General features: G+C 54.5%; 20 protein-coding genes. 12 read left to right on the top strand and 8 right to left on the bottom strand.

Annotated elements, in window-relative coordinates:
- The first annotated feature begins 8 nt into the window (after positions 1-8).
- From agaF to kbaY, 4 genes are all read left to right on the top strand, one after another.
- Positions 9-443: a PTS galactosamine/N-acetylgalactosamine transporter subunit IIA gene (gene agaF, locus G4551_RS20975; protein WP_003024930.1), complete on the top strand. Its 435-nt coding sequence runs from the start codon at positions 9-11 to the stop codon at positions 441-443.
- Positions 440-1573: an N-acetylglucosamine-6-phosphate deacetylase gene (gene nagA, locus G4551_RS20980; protein ID WP_003839995.1), complete on the top strand. Its 1134-nt coding sequence runs from the start codon at positions 440-442 to the stop codon at positions 1571-1573. The genes agaF and nagA overlap by 4 nt, the downstream gene beginning before the upstream one ends.
- Positions 1574-1874: 301 nt before the next feature.
- Positions 1875-3029, top strand: coding sequence for an AgaS family sugar isomerase (locus tag G4551_RS20985; RefSeq protein ID WP_003839993.1), 1155 nt, complete (start codon positions 1875-1877; stop codon positions 3027-3029).
- Between the two features lie 12 nt (positions 3030-3041).
- Positions 3042-3923: a tagatose-bisphosphate aldolase subunit KbaY gene (gene kbaY / locus G4551_RS20990; protein WP_003839989.1), complete on the top strand. Its 882-nt coding sequence runs from the start codon at positions 3042-3044 to the stop codon at positions 3921-3923.
- Positions 3924-3978: 55 nt separating this feature from the next.
- Here the strand turns inward: kbaY and rsmI are convergent, their stop codons facing one another.
- Complete coding sequence (gene rsmI, locus G4551_RS20995) at positions 3979-4842, bottom strand: 16S rRNA (cytidine(1402)-2'-O)-methyltransferase (RefSeq protein WP_003024942.1); 864 nt, start codon at positions 4840-4842, stop codon at positions 3979-3981.
- Positions 4843-4905: 63 nt separating this feature from the next.
- On the opposite strand from rsmI, the gene G4551_RS21000 reads away from it, so the two are divergent.
- From G4551_RS21000 to dolP, 4 genes are read left to right on the top strand one after another with little or no spacing between them, the layout of a single operon-like run.
- Positions 4906-6957 carry a penicillin-binding protein activator gene (locus G4551_RS21000; RefSeq protein ID WP_003839987.1) on the top strand — a complete coding sequence of 684 codons (2052 nt, stop codon included), beginning with the start codon at positions 4906-4908 and terminating at the stop codon, positions 6955-6957.
- A complete protein-coding gene (locus tag G4551_RS21005; protein ID WP_003024946.1) occupies positions 6915-7310 on the top strand; it encodes a YraN family protein in 396 nt (131 codons plus the stop codon). The genes G4551_RS21000 and G4551_RS21005 overlap by 43 nt, the downstream gene beginning before the upstream one ends.
- Positions 7311-7344: 34 nt before the next feature.
- A complete protein-coding gene (gene diaA, locus G4551_RS21010; RefSeq protein ID WP_003024948.1) occupies positions 7345-7935 on the top strand; it encodes a DnaA initiator-associating protein DiaA in 591 nt (196 codons plus the stop codon).
- Positions 7936-7944: 9 nt separating this feature from the next.
- On the top strand, positions 7945-8520 hold the full coding sequence (gene dolP, locus G4551_RS21015) for a division/outer membrane stress-associated lipid-binding lipoprotein (RefSeq protein ID WP_003024954.1): 576 nt from the start codon (positions 7945-7947) through the stop codon (positions 8518-8520).
- A 93-nt stretch (positions 8521-8613) separates the two neighbouring features.
- Here dolP and G4551_RS21020 read toward each other — a convergent pair whose 3' ends face one another.
- Positions 8614-9249: an NAD(P)H-binding protein gene (locus G4551_RS21020; RefSeq protein WP_003024957.1), complete on the bottom strand. Its 636-nt coding sequence runs from the start codon at positions 9247-9249 to the stop codon at positions 8614-8616.
- A gap of 37 nt (positions 9250-9286) precedes the next feature.
- On the bottom strand, positions 9287-9715 hold the full coding sequence (locus tag G4551_RS21025) for a YhbP family protein (protein ID WP_003839984.1): 429 nt from the start codon (positions 9713-9715) through the stop codon (positions 9287-9289).
- A gap of 37 nt (positions 9716-9752) precedes the next feature.
- On the opposite strand from G4551_RS21025, the gene G4551_RS21030 reads away from it, so the two are divergent.
- A complete protein-coding gene (locus tag G4551_RS21030; protein WP_085951587.1) occupies positions 9753-10067 on the top strand; it encodes a GIY-YIG nuclease family protein in 315 nt (104 codons plus the stop codon).
- On the opposite strand, the gene G4551_RS21035 is transcribed toward G4551_RS21030, so the two are convergent.
- Together G4551_RS21035 and ubiT are read right to left on the bottom strand one after the other, a co-directional pair.
- Entirely contained in the window at positions 10054-10557 is a 504-nt protein-coding gene (locus G4551_RS21035) for a GNAT family N-acetyltransferase (protein ID WP_003024966.1), read from the bottom strand. The genes G4551_RS21030 and G4551_RS21035 overlap by 14 nt on opposite strands.
- Positions 10551-11075 carry a ubiquinone anaerobic biosynthesis accessory factor UbiT gene (gene ubiT, locus G4551_RS21040; protein ID WP_003024968.1) on the bottom strand — a complete coding sequence of 175 codons (525 nt, stop codon included), beginning with the start codon at positions 11073-11075 and terminating at the stop codon, positions 10551-10553. The genes G4551_RS21035 and ubiT overlap by 7 nt, the downstream gene beginning before the upstream one ends.
- A 220-nt stretch (positions 11076-11295) precedes the next feature.
- Here ubiT and ubiU point away from each other — a divergent pair, with 220 nt between their 5' ends.
- The 3 genes from ubiU to G4551_RS21055 all read left to right on the top strand — a co-directional run bounded on the left by ubiU (position 11296) and on the right by G4551_RS21055 (position 14362).
- A complete protein-coding gene (gene ubiU / locus G4551_RS21045) occupies positions 11296-12291 on the top strand; it encodes a ubiquinone anaerobic biosynthesis protein UbiU (protein ID WP_003839981.1) in 996 nt (331 codons plus the stop codon).
- An 8-nt stretch (positions 12292-12299) separates the two neighbouring features.
- Positions 12300-13178 carry a U32 family peptidase gene (locus G4551_RS21050; RefSeq protein WP_003839978.1) on the top strand — a complete coding sequence of 293 codons (879 nt, stop codon included), beginning with the start codon at positions 12300-12302 and terminating at the stop codon, positions 13176-13178.
- 176 nt (positions 13179-13354) lie between these two features.
- Positions 13355-14362 carry a luciferase-like monooxygenase gene (locus tag G4551_RS21055; protein ID WP_003839976.1) on the top strand — a complete coding sequence of 336 codons (1008 nt, stop codon included), beginning with the start codon at positions 13355-13357 and terminating at the stop codon, positions 14360-14362.
- An 87-nt stretch (positions 14363-14449) separates the two neighbouring features.
- Here G4551_RS21055 and mtr read toward each other — a convergent pair whose 3' ends face one another.
- The 3 genes from mtr to yrbN form a co-directional block, all read right to left on the bottom strand.
- Complete coding sequence (gene mtr, locus G4551_RS21060; RefSeq protein WP_003839973.1) at positions 14450-15694, bottom strand: tryptophan permease; 1245 nt, start codon at positions 15692-15694, stop codon at positions 14450-14452.
- A 137-nt stretch (positions 15695-15831) separates the two neighbouring features.
- On the bottom strand, positions 15832-17760 hold the full coding sequence (locus G4551_RS21065; protein WP_003839970.1) for a DEAD/DEAH family ATP-dependent RNA helicase: 1929 nt from the start codon (positions 17758-17760) through the stop codon (positions 15832-15834).
- The gene (gene yrbN, locus G4551_RS21070) at positions 17753-17833 is read right to left on the bottom strand and encodes a protein YrbN (RefSeq protein ID WP_010723222.1); all 81 of its coding nucleotides are present in this window, start codon (positions 17831-17833) and stop codon (positions 17753-17755) included. The genes G4551_RS21065 and yrbN overlap by 8 nt, the downstream gene beginning before the upstream one ends.
- Positions 17834-17859 lie beyond the last annotated feature (26 nt).

Consider the following 17859-nt stretch of genomic DNA (forward strand, 5'->3'; position numbering starts at 1 on the left):
GGTTGTAGATGTTAGGTATTATTTTGACGGGTCATGGCGGGTTTGCCAGCGGAATGGAAAAAGCGATGAAACAGATTCTGGGTGAACAATCACAGTTCATCGCCATCGACTTTCCGGAAACCTCAACCACCGCCTTACTCACATCGCAGCTTGAACAGGCGGTGAGTGAACTGGATGCGCAGCAAGACATCGTGTTTCTGACAGACCTGTTAGGCGGGACACCATTTCGCGTCGCTTCCACCCTGGCCATGCAAAGGCAAGGCACCGAGGTGATCACCGGCACCAATCTGCAACTACTGCTGGAAATGGTGCTGGAGCGCGATGGCCTGACCAGCGAAGCATTTCGCTTGCAGGCGCTGGAGTGCGGGCACCGTGGTTTAACTAGCCTGGTGGACGAACTGGGACGCTGTCGTGAGGAAAAGCCCGTTGAGGAAGGGATATGAGACAGCTACTTCGCGCCAGACGTCTACTGACCGAACGGGGCTGGCTGGACGATCATCAAATACACATTGAAGACGGCATCATTGCAGAAATAGAGCCAATCCCCTCTGGCGTTATGGTCCACGATGCAGAGCTGCTTTGTCCGGCTTACATTGATATCCACGTGCACGGCGGTGCGGGCGTCGATGTGATGGATGAAGCACCGGATACGCTCGACAAACTGGCGATGCACAAAGCACGTGAAGGGGTAGCCAACTGGCTACCCACTACCGTCACCGCTCCACTACCAGATATTCGCAAGGCGCTTGAGCGTATCGCCCATCGTTACCATTCCGGAGGGCCCGGCGCACAGGTGCTGGGCAGTTATCTTGAAGGCCCGTATTTTACGCCGCAGAACAAAGGGGCGCACCCGCCTGAGCTTTTCAGAGAACTGGAACTCAGTGAACTGGATGAACTGATTGCGATTTCCCAGCAAACATTGCGCGTCGTTGCGCTGGCACCAGAAAAACCCGGTGCATTACAGGCCATCGAACATCTGAAGCAGCGCAACGTACGGGTGATGCTGGGACACAGCGCTGCTACCTGGGAACAAACCCGCGCGGCCTTTGACGCCGGTGCTGACGGACTGGTGCACTGCTATAACGGTATGACCGGCTTACATCATCGGGATCCAGGAATGGTTGGCGCAGGGTTAACCGACCCTCGCGCCTGGCTGGAACTTATCGCTGACGGACACCATGTCCACCCAGCGGCCATGAAGCTCTGCTGCTGTTGCGCCAAAGACAGGCTGGTGCTGATCACCGATGCCATGCAGGCTGCAGGAATGCCAGACGGGCGCTATACGCTCTGCGGTGAGGAAGTGGAAATGCACAGTGGTATTGTGCGTACCGCTTCCGGTGGTCTGGCTGGTAGCACGCTCTCGGTTGATGCCGCCGTACGTAATATGGTCGAGCTCACCGGGATAACGGCAGAAGAGGCAATTCATATGGCCTCTCTCCACCCCGCACGTCTGTTGGGTATCGATCGCCACCTGGGATCGTTAGCAGTGGGAAAACGTGCCGACGCGATCGCGCTTAATAGCGGGCTGCATTTACAACAGATCTGGATTCAGGGTCAGGCTCTCCCCCTTTGACCTTTCATTTTGTCTCGTGTTGGCCTGCGATCTTCGATCGCAAGGCCTTTCTTTTCCTTTCGCTTGAGTAAATACCTAACCATCATTCAACAAGCGTACTTCTTATAGATCAATAAGATAATCGCCCCTTTCGTTCTCACGATCACAAATTTCGTTTTATTTCATTTTGGATCATTGCTCTTTCGATTTCTTTCCTATAGATTTTAATCAATCGACAAGATGAACAAGTGAAACGAAACGAAAGATAGCGACATTCTCGCCAGCGTCTTATGTGGAATTTACAAGACTAAGGACTTAAGTTATGCCAGAAACCTATACCCCTGTTACCGCGGTAACGGGCACCTGGACCGAAGAAGAGATCCGTCAACAACCTGCCAGTTGGATCCGTTCCCTTACGAATATCGACAACATTCGCTCTGCCATTGACAGCTTTCTCGCACCATTACTGCGCAAAAACGATCTGCGGATCATACTGACTGGGGCCGGAACATCAGCATTCATTGGCGACATCATCGCCCCCTGGCTGGCAAGCTATACCGGTAAAAACATCAGCGCTGTGCCAACCACCGATCTGGTCACTAATCCGATGGATTACCTGAATCCCGCACATCCGCTGCTGCTCATTTCTTTCGCTCGCTCAGGAAACAGCCCTGAAAGTGTTGCGGCAGTGGAACTGGCTAATCAGTTTGTACCTGAGTGCTATCACCTGCCAATCACCTGCAACGAAGCAGGTAGCCTCTATCAAAACGCAGTCGCAAGCGACAATGCCTTTGCTCTGTTGATGCCCGCAGAGACACATGACCGTGGTTTCGCCATGACCAGCAGCATTACCACCATGATGGCCAGCTGCCTGGCAGTATTCGCCCCGGAAAAAATCAACAGTCAGACCTTCCGCGACGTGGCCGATCGGTGCCAGGCGATTCTGACTTCACTGGGTGATTTCAGCGACGGCGTATTTGGCAATGAACCCTGGAAACGGATCGTTTACCTCGGTAGCGGTGGATTACAGGGAGCTGCGCGGGAATCGGCACTGAAAGTCCTGGAACTGACAGCAGGCAAACTGGCCGCATTCTATGACTCCCCTACAGGCTTTCGTCACGGTCCAAAGTCGCTGGTTGATAATGAAACGCTGGTAGTGGTCTTTGTTTCCAGCCATCCCTATACACGTCAATACGATCTCGATCTGCTGGCAGAGTTACGCCGCGATCGGCAGGCATTGCGGGTTGTCGCGATTGCAGCACAAACCCATGAGGCGATTGAAGCTGGCCCACATATTCTGCTGCCACCAGCACGCTCTTTCATCGATATGGAATTGGCATTCTGCTTCCTGATCTACGCCCAGGTCTTTGCTTTGACGCAATCCATCAATATCGGCAATACACCGGATACGCCTTCTGCCAGCGGCACTGTGAACCGCGTTGTACAGGGCGTTGTTATTCATCCCTGGAACGCCTAAAAGGATCGTTTTATGAGCATTATTTCCACGAAATACCTCCTGCTGGATGCCCAAAAAAAGGGCTATGCCGTACCCGCCTTTAACATTCATAACGCCGAGACGATCCAGGCGATCCTTGAGGTGTGCTATGAAATGCAATCGCCAGTGATCCTTGCCGGAACACCAGGCACCTTTAAGCATATCGCGCTGGAAGAGATCTACGCGCTGTGCAGCGCTTATTCCACCAGCTACGGTATACCGCTGGCGCTGCACCTCGATCACCATGAGTCGCTGGACGATATCCGTCGTAAAGTGAATGCAGGAGTGCGCAGCGCAATGATTGACGGCAGCCACTTTCCATTTGAAGAAAACGTGAAGCTGGTGAAATCCGTTGTGGATTTTTGCCATGCCAAAGATTGCAGCGTGGAAGCTGAGCTGGGTCGCCTCGGTGGCGTAGAAGATGATATGAGCGTGGATGCAGAAAGCGCCTTCCTCACCGATCCCCAAGAAGCTAAACGGTTTGTTGAGCGTACTGGCGTAGATAGCCTTGCTGTTGCCATCGGCACAGCACACGGTTTATATACCAAAACGCCCAAAATCGATTTCCAACGGCTGGGTGAAATTCGTGAAGTGGTGGATATTCCGCTGGTACTACATGGCGCAAGCGATGTTCCTGACGAATACGTCCGCCGCACGATCGAGCTTGGCGTGTGCAAAGTTAACGTCGCTACTGAACTGAAAATCGCTTTTGCCGATGCGGTCAAAGCGTGGTTTGCGGAAAATCCGCAGGGCAACGATCCTCGCTATTACATGCGGGTCGGTATGGATGCGATGAAAGAAGTCGTGCGAAGTAAAATCACTGTATGCGGGTCAGCAAACCGCTTATTAATCAGTGAAACTGCCGCTCAGTCTTAAGCTCTGTGTTAGCTTATGGCCATACCCTTGTCGGTTTGGCCATCAACAATCGGGCTTACTCTCCCTGTTGTTCCAGTGCGTGCTTATACAGCGCATTCTTTTTCACGCCGTGGATTTCAGCGGCCAGCGCGGCGGCCTTTTTCAGCGGCAGTTCTGCCTGTAATAAAGCCAACGTACGCAGCGCATCGGCAGGGAGATCGTCTTCCTGCGCTTTATGCCCTTCGACAATCAGCACCATTTCACCTTTACGACGGTTTTCATCTTCCTTGACCCACGCAAGCAGTTCGCCGACCGGTGCGCCGTGAATGGTTTCCCAGGTTTTGGTCAGCTCGCGCGCCAGCACCACGTAACGGGATTCGCCCCAGACGGCAACCATGTCTTCCAGGCTATCCAGCAAGCGGTGGGTAGATTCATAAAAAATAAGCGTACGCGGCTCTGCCTCAATGGCTTTCATCGCATCACGACGCCCTTTCGATTTGGCAGGCAGAAAACCTTCATAGCAAAAGCGGTCTGAAGGCAAACCAGCAGCGCTCAGGGCAGCAATCGCCGCGCAAGGGCCCGGCAGAGGAACAACGCGGATCCCCGCTTCGCGACAGGTGCGCACCAGATGGTAGCCAGGATCGTTAATCAGCGGCGTTCCGGCATCGGAAACCAGCGCAATGTTTTGCCCTTCTTTGAGTTTCGCCACCAGCGTTTCCGCTTTTTGTTGCTCATTGTGATCGTGTAACGCGAACAAACGGGCGTTAATCGCGAAATGTTGTAACAATAATCCTGTATGACGAGTGTCTTCAGCGGCAATCAAATCAACGGCTTGTAAAACTTCGAGCGCTCGTTGGGTAATATCAGCCAAATTTCCTATAGGAGTAGGTACAATAAAGAGTTGGCCTTGAGAATTATCCGCCGATTCGTGTTGTTTCATTGTGTCGTCCGTATTGCCGATTTAATATTGAGCATTGAGTAAAAAAATATCACTGGATACAGTATGGTACCCTCAACATTTTCTCGTTTGAAAGCCGCGCGCGCGCTACCAGTCATTCTGGCAGCACTGATTTTCGCAGGCTGTGGCACCCAGGCGCCAGACCAGAGTGCAGCCCATATGCAGGGCACTGCACAGGCTGATTCCGGCTTTTATCTGCAACAAATGCAGCAAAGCTCAGATGATAGCAAGACCAACTGGCAATTACTCGCCATTCGTGCACTGCTGAAAGAAGGCAAGAGCCAGCAGGCTAGCGAGCTGTTCAACCAGCTGCCGCAGAAACTAAACGACACTCAGCGTCGTGAGCAGTCTCTGCTGGCCGTCGAGATCAAGCTCGCACAGAAAGATATCGCTGGCGCTCAGGCCCTGCTGGATAAACTCACTCCTGCCGATTTCGATCAAAACCAGCAGGCCAGATACTGGCAGGCGCAAATCGACGTCAACCAGGGTCGCCCATCGTTGACACTACTGCGCGCCCTGATCGCTCAGGAACCGCTGCTGTCCGCGAATGCTAAGCAGAAAAACATCGATGCCACCTGGCAGGCGCTGTCATCCATGACCCAGGAGCAAGCACAGGCACTGGTCATCAATGCGGATGAAAACGTGCTGCAAGGCTGGTTGGATCTCCAGCGCGTCTGGTTCGATAACCGTAACGATCCAGACATGATGAAAGCCGGTATTGCGGACTGGCAGAAACGTTATCCGCAAAACCCGGGCGCAAAAATACTGCCAACGCAGTTGGTTAACGTCCAGAGCTTTAAGCCCGCCTCCACCAGCAAAATTGCGCTGCTGCTGCCGCTGAACGGTCAGGCCGCTGTATTTGGCCGGACTATTCAGCAAGGCTTTGAAGCGGCAAAAAATATGGGTACTGAACCCGTAGCGGCCCCTGCTGTAGCTGCGCCTGCGGTGGATACAACATCTGCGACGACCACAGAACAGCCGCAAACGACTGACGGCGTTGCCAGCCCTTCTCAGGCGTCAGTAAGCGATCTGACCAACGAGACGCCAGCACAGCCAGAAACACCTGCTGCGCAGCCCGCAGCACCCGCTCAGCCAACAACCGCCAGCGCACCGGCGAATCCATCAGCAGAGCTGAAAATCTACGACACTTCATCACAGCCTCTGAACCAAATTCTGACTCAGGTTCAACAGGATGGCGCCAGCATCGTGGTTGGCCCACTGCTGAAGAACAATGTTGAAGAGCTGATGAAAAGCAATACGCCATTAAACGTGCTGGCACTTAATCAGCCGGAGTCGGTGAAAAACCTGCCGAACGTCTGCTACTTCGCTTTGTCGCCAGAAGATGAAGCGCGCGACGCCGCGCGTCACATCCGCGATCAAGGAAAACAGACGCCGCTGTTGTTGATCCCTCGGAGTTCATTAGGCGATCGCGTTGCCAACGCCTTTGCACAGGAATGGCAAAAGCTGGGCGGCGGCGTAGTGTTGCAGCAGAAGTTTGGCTCCACCGTCGAGCTGAAAATGGGCGTAAACGGCGGCTCGGGAATTTCCCTGACGGGCAGCCCGGTAGCCTCCTCTGTACCTGCGCAACCTGGCGTGACGATTGGCGGCCTGACGATTCCGGCTGCGCCCACCGATGCGCAGATCACCGGCGGCAGCGGCCGTGTTGATGCCGTGTATATTCTGGCGACGCCGGAAGAAATTGCCTTTATTAAGCCGATGATCGCTATGCGTAACGGCAGCCAGAGCGGAGCGACGCTGTACGCCAGCTCCCGTAGCGCGCAGGGAACTGCTGGCCCGGATTTCCGTCTGGAGATGGAAGGCTTGCAGTACAGCGAAATACCGATGCTTGCAGGTGCTAACGCTCCTCTCATGCAGCAGGCGCTTGGCGCGGTTCGTAACGACTACTCACTGGCACGTATGTATGCGATGGGCGTCGATGCCTGGTCACTTGCCAACCACTTCTCGCAAATGCGTCAGGTACAGGGTTTCGAAATTAACGGCAACACCGGGGCCTTAACCGCAACGCCGGATTGTGTGATTAACAGGAAGTTATCATGGCTCAAATACCAGCAAGGACAAGTCGTCCCCGCCAGTTAACGAGTAAACAGACCGGTGACGCGTGGGAATCCACCGCGCGTGACTGGCTGCAAAGCAAGGGACTGCATTTTATCGCCGCCAACGTGCGTGAACGTGGCGGCGAAATCGACCTGATAATGCGTGAAGGCAGCACCACCGTCTTTGTTGAAGTCCGCTATCGGCGCTCGGCCCAGTTTGGCGGCGCAGCGGCGAGTGTGACCCGGAGCAAACAACACAAATTATTACAGACCGCCCGCTTGTGGCTTGCGCGCCACAATGGGAGTTTTGATACTGTGGATTGCCGGTTCGATGTGTTAGCCTTCACCGGAAATGATGTTGAGTGGTTTAAGGACGCGTTCAACGACCGCTCATAGTTGAAGATTCAGAGCCTGGTTCTTAAGGATTAGCGTGTTAGATAGAATTAAAGTCTGCTTTACAGAAAGCATTCAAACTCAGATAGCTGCGGCTGAAGCACTTCCGGATGCGATCTCCCGTGCCGCCATGACGCTGGTTCAGTCCCTGCTCAATGGCAACAAAATTCTCTGTTGTGGTAATGGGACGTCCGCTGCCAACGCACAGCATTTTGCTGCCAGCATGATCAATCGTTTTGAAACAGAACGCCCAAGTTTACCTGCGATTGCACTAAACACTGATAATGTGGTCTTAACTGCGATTGCCAACGATCGCCTGCACGACGAAGTTTATGCAAAACAAGTCCGTGCGCTGGGACATGCAGGAGATGTTCTGCTGGCAATCTCTACGCGTGGTAATAGCCGCGATATCGTAAAAGCCGTTGAAGCCGCAGTGACACGCGACATGACAATCGTCGCGCTGACCGGGTATGACGGAGGGGAACTGGCCGGATTACTGGGGCCGCAGGATGTTGAAATCCGTATCCCCTCACACCACAGCGCCCGCGTTCAGGAAATGCACATGCTGACGGTCAACTGCCTTTGCGATCTCATCGATAACACGCTTTTCCCTCACCAGGATGATTAAGGAGTACACATGAAGGCATTTTCGCCGCTTGCTGTGATTATCGCTGCACTGCTGCTGCAAGGCTGTGTCGCTGCTGCCGTTGTCGGAACTGCTGCTGTCGGCACCAAAGCCGCGACGGATCCTCGCAGCGTCGGCACCCAGGTAGATGATGGAACCCTGGAATTACGCGTCAATACGGCGTTGTCGAAAGATGCCCAGATCAAGAAAGAAGCGCGAATCAACGTGAGCGCATATCAGGGTAAAGTGCTGCTGGTCGGTCAGTCGCCAAATAGCGAACTGTCTGCACGAGCAAAACAGATTGCGATGGGCGTAGAAGGTACGACTGAGGTCTTTAATGAGATCCGTCAGGGCCAGCCAATCGGTCTGGGCGATGCGTCCAACGATACCTGGATAACCACCAAAGTACGTTCCCAGTTACTGACCAGCGATCAGGTGAAATCCTCTAACGTGAAAGTCACGACCGAGAATGGAGAAGTGTTCCTGTTAGGTCTGGTGACCGAACGCGAAGCGAAGGCGGCGGCAGACATCGCCAGCCGGGTAAGCGGCGTGAAACGCGTCACGACGGCCTTTACGTTTATTAAGTAATACTGATGCCGGATAGCGACGCCTGAGCGTCTCATCCGGCCTACAGGACGTTATCGTTTGTAGGTCGGATAAGCGTCAGCGCCATCCGGCATTTTATTTAGCCCTTTCGCGTAACTCGGAAGAGGTCAGGATCGAAACCCCTTCATGCCCAGGCGCCAGCGCTTCTGCCAACATTGCCCGTGCAACATCGCGCGCTTCAATCGACTTCCAGTTACCCGGCAGCAGCCTGAACAACGGCGCTAAAAACATCTCATTCGCCCGCTGTTTGTCCCTATCACCCAGTAGCATTGAAGGCCGGGCAATGGTCAGCCGAGGCCAATTCTGCGCGATCAGCGCCTGCTCCATTTCACCTTTCACCCGGTTATAAAAAAACGGTGAATTGGCATTAGCGCCCATCGAACTCACCACCAGCATATGCTGTGCCCCCAGCCGACGCCCCGTCAGAGCTGTATCCACTACCAGCGTATAGTCAGCGTGGATAAATGCTTCTTTGCTGCCCGCTTCACGTCGGGTCGTTCCCAGACAACAAAAGACAATATCGACCGGATCGGTAACCTGCGCCAGAGCATCGGTTAGCTGCGGATCGTGGGGATTATAGATGCCAACCGTATCAGCCAGCGGTCGACGCGTCGGCGCCGTAATGGCATTGATCCGGGGTTCATTCAGTAGCATCCGCAATAAATGTCCACCCACAAGACCCGTTGCACCGGTTATTAACACCTGACTCATCGTTTATTTTCCCCTGACGCTTCAATCACTCTTTTAACTATAGATCACGTAGCCAGTGCATCTTTTTACCGAAGCCCAGCGTGTTGTCCGTGAATTTGACTTCATCCAGTCGAATCTCCCACACGGGCGCTGGCAACATTCTGGCGACGGGGAAACGGCGGTTGTAGGCGTTACGCGCGGCTTCACTCTCCTGCCCTTCAAGACGGCGAATCTCCCCCTTAAACTGCACGCCACGAATCAGGGCGACCGTTTTGGGCTGACCATTTACCGTGCCGGCAATCGGTGCACACGGTCCCGACATCTGCGCATGGCGCGTTTTATCTTCGGTCAGCACATAGAATGCCATCTTCTGCGCATCAAACAGGTAAAACGCATTGGCGCACCACAATTCACCTTCGTGGTGTACGCACCAGGTCACGACGTGCTGTTTTGCCAGCCAGCGAGACACTGCAGTCAGTGTTTCCATTTCTGTTCTCTTTTATACTGTAGGCCTGAAAATTATCATGTCGATGGTGACAATGACACCCTGGTATCTGTACCTGATCCGTACCGCTGACAACGCCTTATACACCGGAATAACCACCGATGTGCAGCGCCGCTATAAGCAGCATCAAAGTGGGAAAGGCGCGAAGGCGCTACGTGGAAAGGGGGAACTCACGTTGGCATTTGCGGCGCAGATTGGCGACCGTTCGCTGGCCCTGCGCATAGAGTATCGCGTCAAACAGCTCACAAAGCGTCAGAAAGAGCGCCTTGTAGAAGGCGAAGGGCTTGAGGCTCTACTGAGCAGCCTGCAAGCCCCGGATGTTAAAAACGATTGAAGTGGTCGTGGTATTCCACCAGGCCCGTCACGCCCTCCAGCGCATCGTCCGCCAGGCGATGAACCTGGAACGCGCTTTCGGTGCCCGGCCAGCGGCAACGCAGGTCATGATGCGCCGCCAGCTCAAAGCCAAAGCGGCTATACAGTGCCGGATCGCCCAGCGTAACCACCGCGGCGTAGCCAAACTCGTTCAGGGAATCGAGTCCTTCATAGACCAGTTGACGCGCCAGGCCCTGCCCCCGGTAGTTTTCATCCACCGCAAGCGGCGCCATGCCGACCCATTGCAGATCTTCACCCTGAACATCGACAGGGCTGAACGCGACGTAACCCACTACCTGACCTTCATCATCGGTAGCAACCAAACCCAACGTTAAGAAACCATCTTCACGCAGGTCGTGGACTAATTTTGCTTCCGCATCGCTCTCAAATGAACGGCGCAGCAACGCATCAATACCAGGGGCATCAATGGGAATCTCAACTCGAATCAGCATGGCTCACCTACCGAGGTCTGTTTGGTTTCTGGCGACGTTTTCATCCCCGCCTCAACAAAATCCGCCAACTGCATCAGCATGACGCGCAACGCTTTAGGCATCTGCTCCAGTTCGATGGCATCCATCAGATTTTTTACGTATAGCCCTAATTCTGTATCACCTTCAATCACCAGGCGACGCTGGAAGAAAAGCGTATCCGGATCCTGCTTGCGGGCCACGATCATCAGGAGATCGCTGGCATCGGCGCTAAAACTCACATCCGCATCTGCATTCTGGCTGACGATAAGTTTATCGTTTTCAACAGAGGTATACCATTTGAGGTCAATGTCACGCACATGAATGCTCAGCCAGCGACCTTCGAGAAACTCCAGCTCCCCATCGGCCAGCGCCTGACTAAACTGCCAGCTCAGGACCTGCTCCAGAACCTGGCGCTTCAGCGCAAAGGGCGTCAGTTTAACCGGTACACTCATCAGAGAAGGACCTAAATGTACTAAGCGTGAACGCAGTTTATCCAACACGAGCTTTACTCCCTGTTTCAATAGTCCTGCTATTTTGCCATATCAAATAAACGACATAGCGGCATAAATCAACAATTCGCTACGAAATTGTTACCTCTTTATTGGTGTCACCAATACGACTTTAACTGCCTCAAATCAAAAATTGTCTCAGCAAGGTTAACTAAAATCCCTCTTCGTTAACATTTCTGCGCCCTACATGGCGCAACGTTCAGGATAAATTATGGAGCTGCTCTGCCCTGCCGGAAACCTCCCGGCGCTTAAGGCGGCCATCGAGAACGGCGCTGATGCTGTCTACATCGGGCTGAAAGATGATACCAACGCCCGTCATTTCGCCGGCCTTAATTTTACCGAGAAAAAATTGCAGGAAGCGGTGAGTTTCGTTCATCAACATCGCCGTAAGCTGCACATTGCGATTAACACCTTTGCGCACCCGGATGGTTACGCACGCTGGCAGCGTGCCGTTGATATGGCAGCGCAACTGGGTGCAGACGCGCTGATCCTCGCCGACCTCGCCATGCTTGAGTATGCCGCAGAGCGCTACCCGCATATTGAGCGCCATGTCTCTGTTCAGGCATCTGCAACCAATGAAGAGGCGATTAATTTCTACCATCGCAACTTTGACGTCGCCCGCGTGGTTCTGCCGCGCGTGCTGTCTATTCATCAGGTGAAGCAGCTTGCTCGCGTCACACCAGTTCCCCTGGAAGTGTTCGCCTTTGGCAGCTTGTGCATTATGGCGGAAGGCCGTTGCTATCTTTCGTCTTACCTGACGGGCGAATCTCCTAATACCGTCGGTGCCTGCTCCCCTGCCCGTTTTGTGCGCTGGCAGCAGACCCCACAGGGTCTGGAATCTCGCCTGAACGAAGTGCTGATTGATCGCTACCAGGATGGCGAAAACGCCGGGTATCCAACGCTGTGTAAAGGGCGCTACCTGGTGGATGGCGAGCGCTACCATGCGCTGGAAGAACCCACCAGCCTCAACACGCTCGAACTGCTGCCGGAACTGCTGGCTGCCAATATTGCCTCGGTGAAAATCGAAGGTCGCCAGCGCAGCCCGGCTTACGTTAGCCAGGTGGCGAAAGTGTGGCGTCAGGCAATCGACCGCTGTATGGCCGACCCGCAAAACTACGTCCCGCAGGCCGCGTGGATGGAAACGCTCGGTTCAATGTCCGAAGGCACGCAGACCACGCTTGGCGCGTATCACCGTAAATGGCAGTGAGAAAAGCAATGAAATATTCATTAGGACCCGTGCTCTACTACTGGTCGAAAGAAACGCTGGAAGATTTTTACCAGCAGGCCGCCGCCAGTCATGCTGACGTTATCTATCTTGGCGAAGCAGTATGCAGCAAACGCCGTGCGACCAAAGTGGGCGACTGGTTGGATATGGCGAAGTCTCTCGCCGGTAGCGGTAAGCAGGTGGTGCTGTCGACGCTGGCGCTGGTGCAGGCTTCCTCTGAACTGGGAGAGCTGAAGCGCTATGTCGAAAACGGCGACTTCCTGTTGGAAGCCAGCGATCTCGGCGTGGTGAATATGTGCGCCGAGCGTAAGCTGCCGTTTGTCGCCGGGCACGCGCTCAACTGCTACAACGCCGTCACGCTGCGTATTCTGCTCAAGCAGGGCATGGTGCGCTGGTGTATGCCGGTTGAGCTGTCGCGCGACTGGCTGGTGAACCTGCTCAACCAGTGCGACGAACTGGGTATTCGCGACCAGTTTGAAACCGAAGTGCTGAGTTATGGGCATTTACCGCTGGCCTACTCTGCCCGCTGCTTTACCGCGCGTTCCGAAGATCGTCCAAAAGACGAATGTGAAACCTGCTGCATCAAATACCCGAACGGACGCGATGTGCTGTCGCAGGAGAATCAGCAGGTCTTTGTGCTCAACGGGATCCAGACCATGAGCGGCTATGTCTACAACCTCGGTAACGAGCTGACATCCATGCAGGGGCTGGTTGATATTGTGCGCCTTTCCCCGCTGGGGACAGAGACATTCGCCATGCTTGACGCCTTCCGTGCCAATGAAAATGGCAGTGCTCCATTACCGCTTGCCGCCCACAGTGACTGCAACGGCTACTGGAAGCGACTGGCTGGTCTGGAGCTGCAGGCCTAGCCGGATGGCGGCAAATTGCCTTATCCGGCCTACAAATAGCGATCCCGTAGGCCCGATAAGCGCAGCGCCATCGGGCATTGTTTTTGCCGTCAGTCTCATAAAGCTCACTTTGTTAACAACGGTAATCAAATTTTAATGCAGTATTAAAAGATTAACCGGTAACAAAGTGAGCCGTTATGACTGACAAAACTATTCCGTTCTCGGTGCTGGATCTGGCGCCGATCCCTGAAGGTTCTTCGGCAAAAGAGGCCTTCACGCACTCGCTTGATCTCGCCCGACTGGCCGAAAAGCGCGGCTACCACCGCTACTGGCTGGCTGAACATCACAACATGACCGGCATCGCCAGCGCCGCAACTTCTGTGCTGATTGGCTATCTGGCTGCCAATACCACCACGCTGCATCTCGGGTCTGGCGGCGTGATGCTGCCCAACCATTCGCCGCTGGTGATCGCCGAGCAGTTCGGTACCCTGAATACGCTGTATCCGGGACGCATCGATCTTGGGCTTGGCCGCGCGCCGGGGAGCGATCAGCCAACGATGCGTGCGCTGCGCCGCCATATGAGCGGTGATATCGATAACTTCCCTCGCGACGTCGCTGAACTGGTGGACTGGTTCGACGCCCGCGATCCTAACCCCCATGTACGCCCGGTTCCCGGCTACGGCGAACAGATCCCGGTCTGGTTATTAGGCTCCAGCCTGTACAGCACACAGCTGGCGGCCCAGCTCGGCCTGCCGTTTGCCTTCGCCTCGCATTTTGCTCCGGATATGCTGCATCAGGCGCTGCATCTGTATCGCACCCAGTTCAAACCCTCAGCGCGGCTGGCAAAGCCGTATGCGATGGTGTGCATCAACATCATTGCCGCTGACAGCAATCGCGACGCCGAGTTTCTTTTCACCTCGATGCAGCAGGCGTTTATGAAACTGCGTCGTGGCGAAACCGGCCAGCTACCACCGCCGGTAGAGAATATGCATCAGCTGTGGTCCGCTTCTGAACAGTACGGCGTACAACAGGCGCTGAGCATGTCGCTGGTTGGTGATAAGGCAAAAGTGCGTCACGGTCTTGATGCCATTTTGCGTGAAACCCAGGCCGATGAAATTATGGTTAACGGCCAGATTTTTGATCATCAGGCACGTCTTCATTCGTTTGATTTGGCGATGGATGTGAAGCAGGAATTGTTGGGGTAGCGCGCTTTGTGCCGGATGGCGGCTACGCCTTATCCGGCCTACACGATACCATAGGCCCGGTAAGCGCAGCGCCACCGGGCAACGGTTTTACTGATAGACCGGTAACAGATCCACGCTCGACAGAATATGGATGACCGCGTTGCCGATACCGAACACCAGGATCAGCGCAATCATCGGCTTACCGCCCCAGACACGGAATTTCGGGCTACCGAAACGCTCGCGGGATTTACGTGCCAGCAGCGCCGGAACAATGGCAGCCCAGATGGTTGCTGCGAGTCCTGCATAGCCAATGGCGTACAGGAAACCGTTCGGCCATAGCAGGCCACCGATAATTGGCGGGACAAACGTCAGCAATGCCGTTTTGAAACGTCCCATTGCCGAGTCATCAAAGCCAAACAGATCCGCTAGATAGTCAAACAGACCGAGCGTAACGCCGAGGAATGAACTCGCCACCGCAAAGTTGGAGAACACCACCAGCAGCAGATCCAGACTGCGGCTGTTTAGTACGCCGCTCAGCGCCTGTACCAGCACATCAATGTTACCGCCCTGTTGCGCAATACCGATAAACTCTGGACGCGGAATGTTGCCCATCGTTCCCAGCAACCATACGGTATACAGCACCAGCGCCAGCAGCGTGCCGTACACCAGACACTTAACGATGGTCTTCGGATCTTTGCCGTAGTACTTCATCAGGCTCGGGACGTTACCGTGATAGCCGAATGAGGCCAGGCAAAACGGCAGCGTCATCAGCAGATACGGTGTATACGAAGCATTGCTTTGTGCCACGTTAAACAGCGTAGTGGGCGTAACATGTCCCAGCAGACTGCCGAAGGTCAGGAAAAAGGTAATCACCTTTGCGCCCAGCACAATCGCCGTCATGCGGCTAACCGCTTTGGTGCTTAACCACACCACAAATGCCACCAGCAGCGCAAAGCCAAGACCTGCCGCACGCGCCGGAACATTCAGCGACATCTCGGAGAAGGTGTGATGCAGAATCGACCCGCTCGCTGAGATATAGGCGTAAGTCAGGATATAGAGAACGAAGGCGATCGAGATGCCGTTCACTACGTTCCAGCCTTTACCCAGCAGATCTTTCGTGATGGTGTCAAAACTGGAGCCAATGCGGTAATTGAGGTTAGCTTCGAGGATCATCAGCCCGGAATGCAGCATACAGAACCAGGTGAAGATCAGCGCCGCCATTGACCAGAAAAACCACGCCCCGGACATGACCACTGGCAGAGAAAACATCCCCGCGCCAATAATGGTGCCGCCGATAATCACCACGCCGCCGAGCAGCGAAGGTGACGTTTGGGTGGTGGTTAGTGTTGCCATTTAGCCATCTCTCCAGTCATTTATATTGTGACTACATCTCAATGTGCTGCACTGTACCAGTACATGAGTACAAATGAAATAAAAAAAGCCCCGATTGTTGAGATCGGGGCTGTATATATTACTTTACGCAGCGAAACTTATGCGTCACCGCCGAAACGACGACGACCAGCGGAGTCATCACGACGCGGTGCAGAAGAATCGTCACGACGCGGACCACGGTTGCCTTCACGACGTTCGCCGCTAAAACGACGACCATCGCCACGACCGCCTTCACGACGCTCACCGCTAAAGCCACGACCTTCACCGCGACCGCCTTCACGACGCTCACCGCTGAAACGGCCACCGCCACGACGCTCACCACCGGTGTGCGGAACTGCATCGCCAACCAACTGCATGTTCATCGGCTTGTTCAGGATGCGAGTACGGGTAAAGTGCTGCAGCACGTCGCCCGGCATACCTTTCGGCAGCTCGATGGTGGAGTGGGAAGCAAACAGCTTGATGTTACCGATGTAACGGCTGCTGATATCGCCTTCGTTAGCAATCGCGCCAACGATATGACGAACTTCAACACCGTCATCACGGCCCACTTCAATGCGGTACAGCTGCATGTCACCAACGTCACGACGTTCACGACGCGGACGATCTTCACCACCACGGTCATTACGGTCACGAGGGCCACGATCGTTACGATCGCGCGGACCACGGTCATCACGATCGCGGAATTCGCGTTTCGGACGCATTGGTGCATCTGGCGGCAGGATCAGCGGACGTTCGCCCTGAGCCATTTTCAGCAGTGCGGCTGCCAGCGTTTCGATATCCAGCTCTTCTTCCGGCTGCATTTTCGCCAGCAGAGCACGGTACTGATCCAGATCGCTGCTTTCCAACTGCTGCTGTACTTTAGCGGCGAATTTTTCCAGACGGCGTTTGCCCAGCAGTTCTGCGTTCGGCAGTTCTACTTCCGGAATCGTCAGCTTCATGGTGCGTTCGATGTTACGCAGCAGACGACGCTCACGGTTCTCAACGAACAGCAGCGCACGGCCAGCACGACCCGCACGACCGGTACGGCCGATACGGTGAACGTAAGACTCGGAATCCATCGGGATGTCGTAGTTAACAACCAGGCTGATACGCTCAACGTCCAGGCCACGGGCCGCAACGTCGGTAGCAATCAGGATATCCAGGCGGCCATCTTTCAGACGTTCCAGAGTCTGCTCACGCAGGGACTGGTTCATGTCGCCGTTCAGTGCAGCGCTGCTATAACCGCTACGCTCCAGCGCTTCTGCCACTTCCAGGGTCGCATTTTTGGTACGAACGAAGATAATCGCCGCATCAAAATCTTCTGCTTCCAGGAAACGCACCAGCGCTTCATTTTTACGCATGCCCCACACAGTCCAGTAGCTCTGGCTGATGTCAGGACGGGTGGTAACGCTGGACTGAATGCGTACTTCCTGCGGCTCTTTCATAAAGCGACGGGTAATACGACGAATCGCTTCCGGCATGGTTGCAGAGAACAGAGCGGTCTGATGACCTTCCGGGATCTGCGCCATGATGGTTTCAACGTCTTCGATGAAGCCCATACGCAGCATTTCGTCAGCTTCGTCCAGTACCAGACCGCTCAGTTTGGAGAGGTCCAGAGTCCCGCGCTTCAGGTGATCCAGCAGACGGCCCGGCGTACCGACGACGATCTGTGGTCCCTGACGCAGGGCACGTAATTGCACGTCATAACGCTGGCCGCCGTACAGGGCAACCACATTCACGCCGCGCATGTGTTTAGAGAAATCCGTCATGGCTTCTGCTACCTGAACCGCCAGTTCGCGGGTCGGTGCCAGCACCAGAATCTGAGGTGCCTTCAGCTCAGGATCAAGATTGTTGAGCAGCGGTAAAGAGAACGCTGCAGTTTTGCCGCTACCTGTCTGGGCCATACCCAGAACATCGCGGCCGCCCAGCAGATGCGGAATGCACTCTGCCTGGATTGGAGATGGTTTTTCGTAACCCAGATCGTTAAGGGCTTCAAGGATAGGAGCCTTCAGGCCCAGATCTGCAAAAGTGGTTTCGAATTCAGCCATGTAGTACGTGTGCCTCAAAATTAATGGCGGCCAGTCTACATAACTCATCATGAAATTGATCTGCAATTTTCATTGAAAAGTGTGAACCGGCTCAAAGTA

This window comes from Citrobacter freundii ATCC 8090 = MTCC 1658 = NBRC 12681 (assembly GCF_011064845.1).
GTDB classification, from domain to species: Bacteria; Pseudomonadota; Gammaproteobacteria; order Enterobacterales; family Enterobacteriaceae; genus Citrobacter; species Citrobacter freundii.

Bases quoted from the DNA above. Each gene is read 5' to 3' on its own strand.
- nagA (WP_003839995.1), top strand. From the start codon at position 440: ATGAGACAGCTACTTCGCGCCAGACGTCTACTGACCGAACGGGGCTGG.
- G4551_RS21030 (WP_085951587.1), top strand. From the start codon at position 9,753: ATGTCGATGGTGACAATGACACCCTGGTATCTGTACCTGATCCGTACC.
- mtr (WP_003839973.1), bottom strand. From the start codon at position 15,694: ATGGCAACACTAACCACCACCCAAACGTCACCTTCGCTGCTCGGCGGC.
- dolP (WP_003024954.1), top strand. From the start codon at position 7,945: ATGAAGGCATTTTCGCCGCTTGCTGTGATTATCGCTGCACTGCTGCTG.
- ubiU (WP_003839981.1), top strand. From the start codon at position 11,296: ATGGAGCTGCTCTGCCCTGCCGGAAACCTCCCGGCGCTTAAGGCGGCC.
- rsmI (WP_003024942.1), bottom strand. From the start codon at position 4,842: ATGAAACAACACGAATCGGCGGATAATTCTCAAGGCCAACTCTTTATT.
- kbaY (WP_003839989.1), top strand. From the start codon at position 3,042: ATGAGCATTATTTCCACGAAATACCTCCTGCTGGATGCCCAAAAAAAG.
- G4551_RS21000 (WP_003839987.1), top strand. From the start codon at position 4,906: ATGGTACCCTCAACATTTTCTCGTTTGAAAGCCGCGCGCGCGCTACCA.
- agaF (WP_003024930.1), top strand. From the start codon at position 9: ATGTTAGGTATTATTTTGACGGGTCATGGCGGGTTTGCCAGCGGAATG.
- G4551_RS21035 (WP_003024966.1), bottom strand. From the start codon at position 10,557: ATGCTGATTCGAGTTGAGATTCCCATTGATGCCCCTGGTATTGATGCG.
- G4551_RS21005 (WP_003024946.1), top strand. From the start codon at position 6,915: ATGGCTCAAATACCAGCAAGGACAAGTCGTCCCCGCCAGTTAACGAGT.
- G4551_RS21065 (WP_003839970.1), bottom strand. From the start codon at position 17,760: ATGGCTGAATTCGAAACCACTTTTGCAGATCTGGGCCTGAAGGCTCCT.
- G4551_RS20985 (WP_003839993.1), top strand. From the start codon at position 1,875: ATGCCAGAAACCTATACCCCTGTTACCGCGGTAACGGGCACCTGGACC.
- G4551_RS21020 (WP_003024957.1), bottom strand. From the start codon at position 9,249: ATGAGTCAGGTGTTAATAACCGGTGCAACGGGTCTTGTGGGTGGACAT.
- G4551_RS21055 (WP_003839976.1), top strand. From the start codon at position 13,355: ATGACTGACAAAACTATTCCGTTCTCGGTGCTGGATCTGGCGCCGATC.
- G4551_RS21025 (WP_003839984.1), bottom strand. From the start codon at position 9,715: ATGGAAACACTGACTGCAGTGTCTCGCTGGCTGGCAAAACAGCACGTC.
- G4551_RS21050 (WP_003839978.1), top strand. From the start codon at position 12,300: ATGAAATATTCATTAGGACCCGTGCTCTACTACTGGTCGAAAGAAACG.
- yrbN (WP_010723222.1), bottom strand. From the start codon at position 17,833: ATGAAAATTGCAGATCAATTTCATGATGAGTTATGTAGACTGGCCGCC.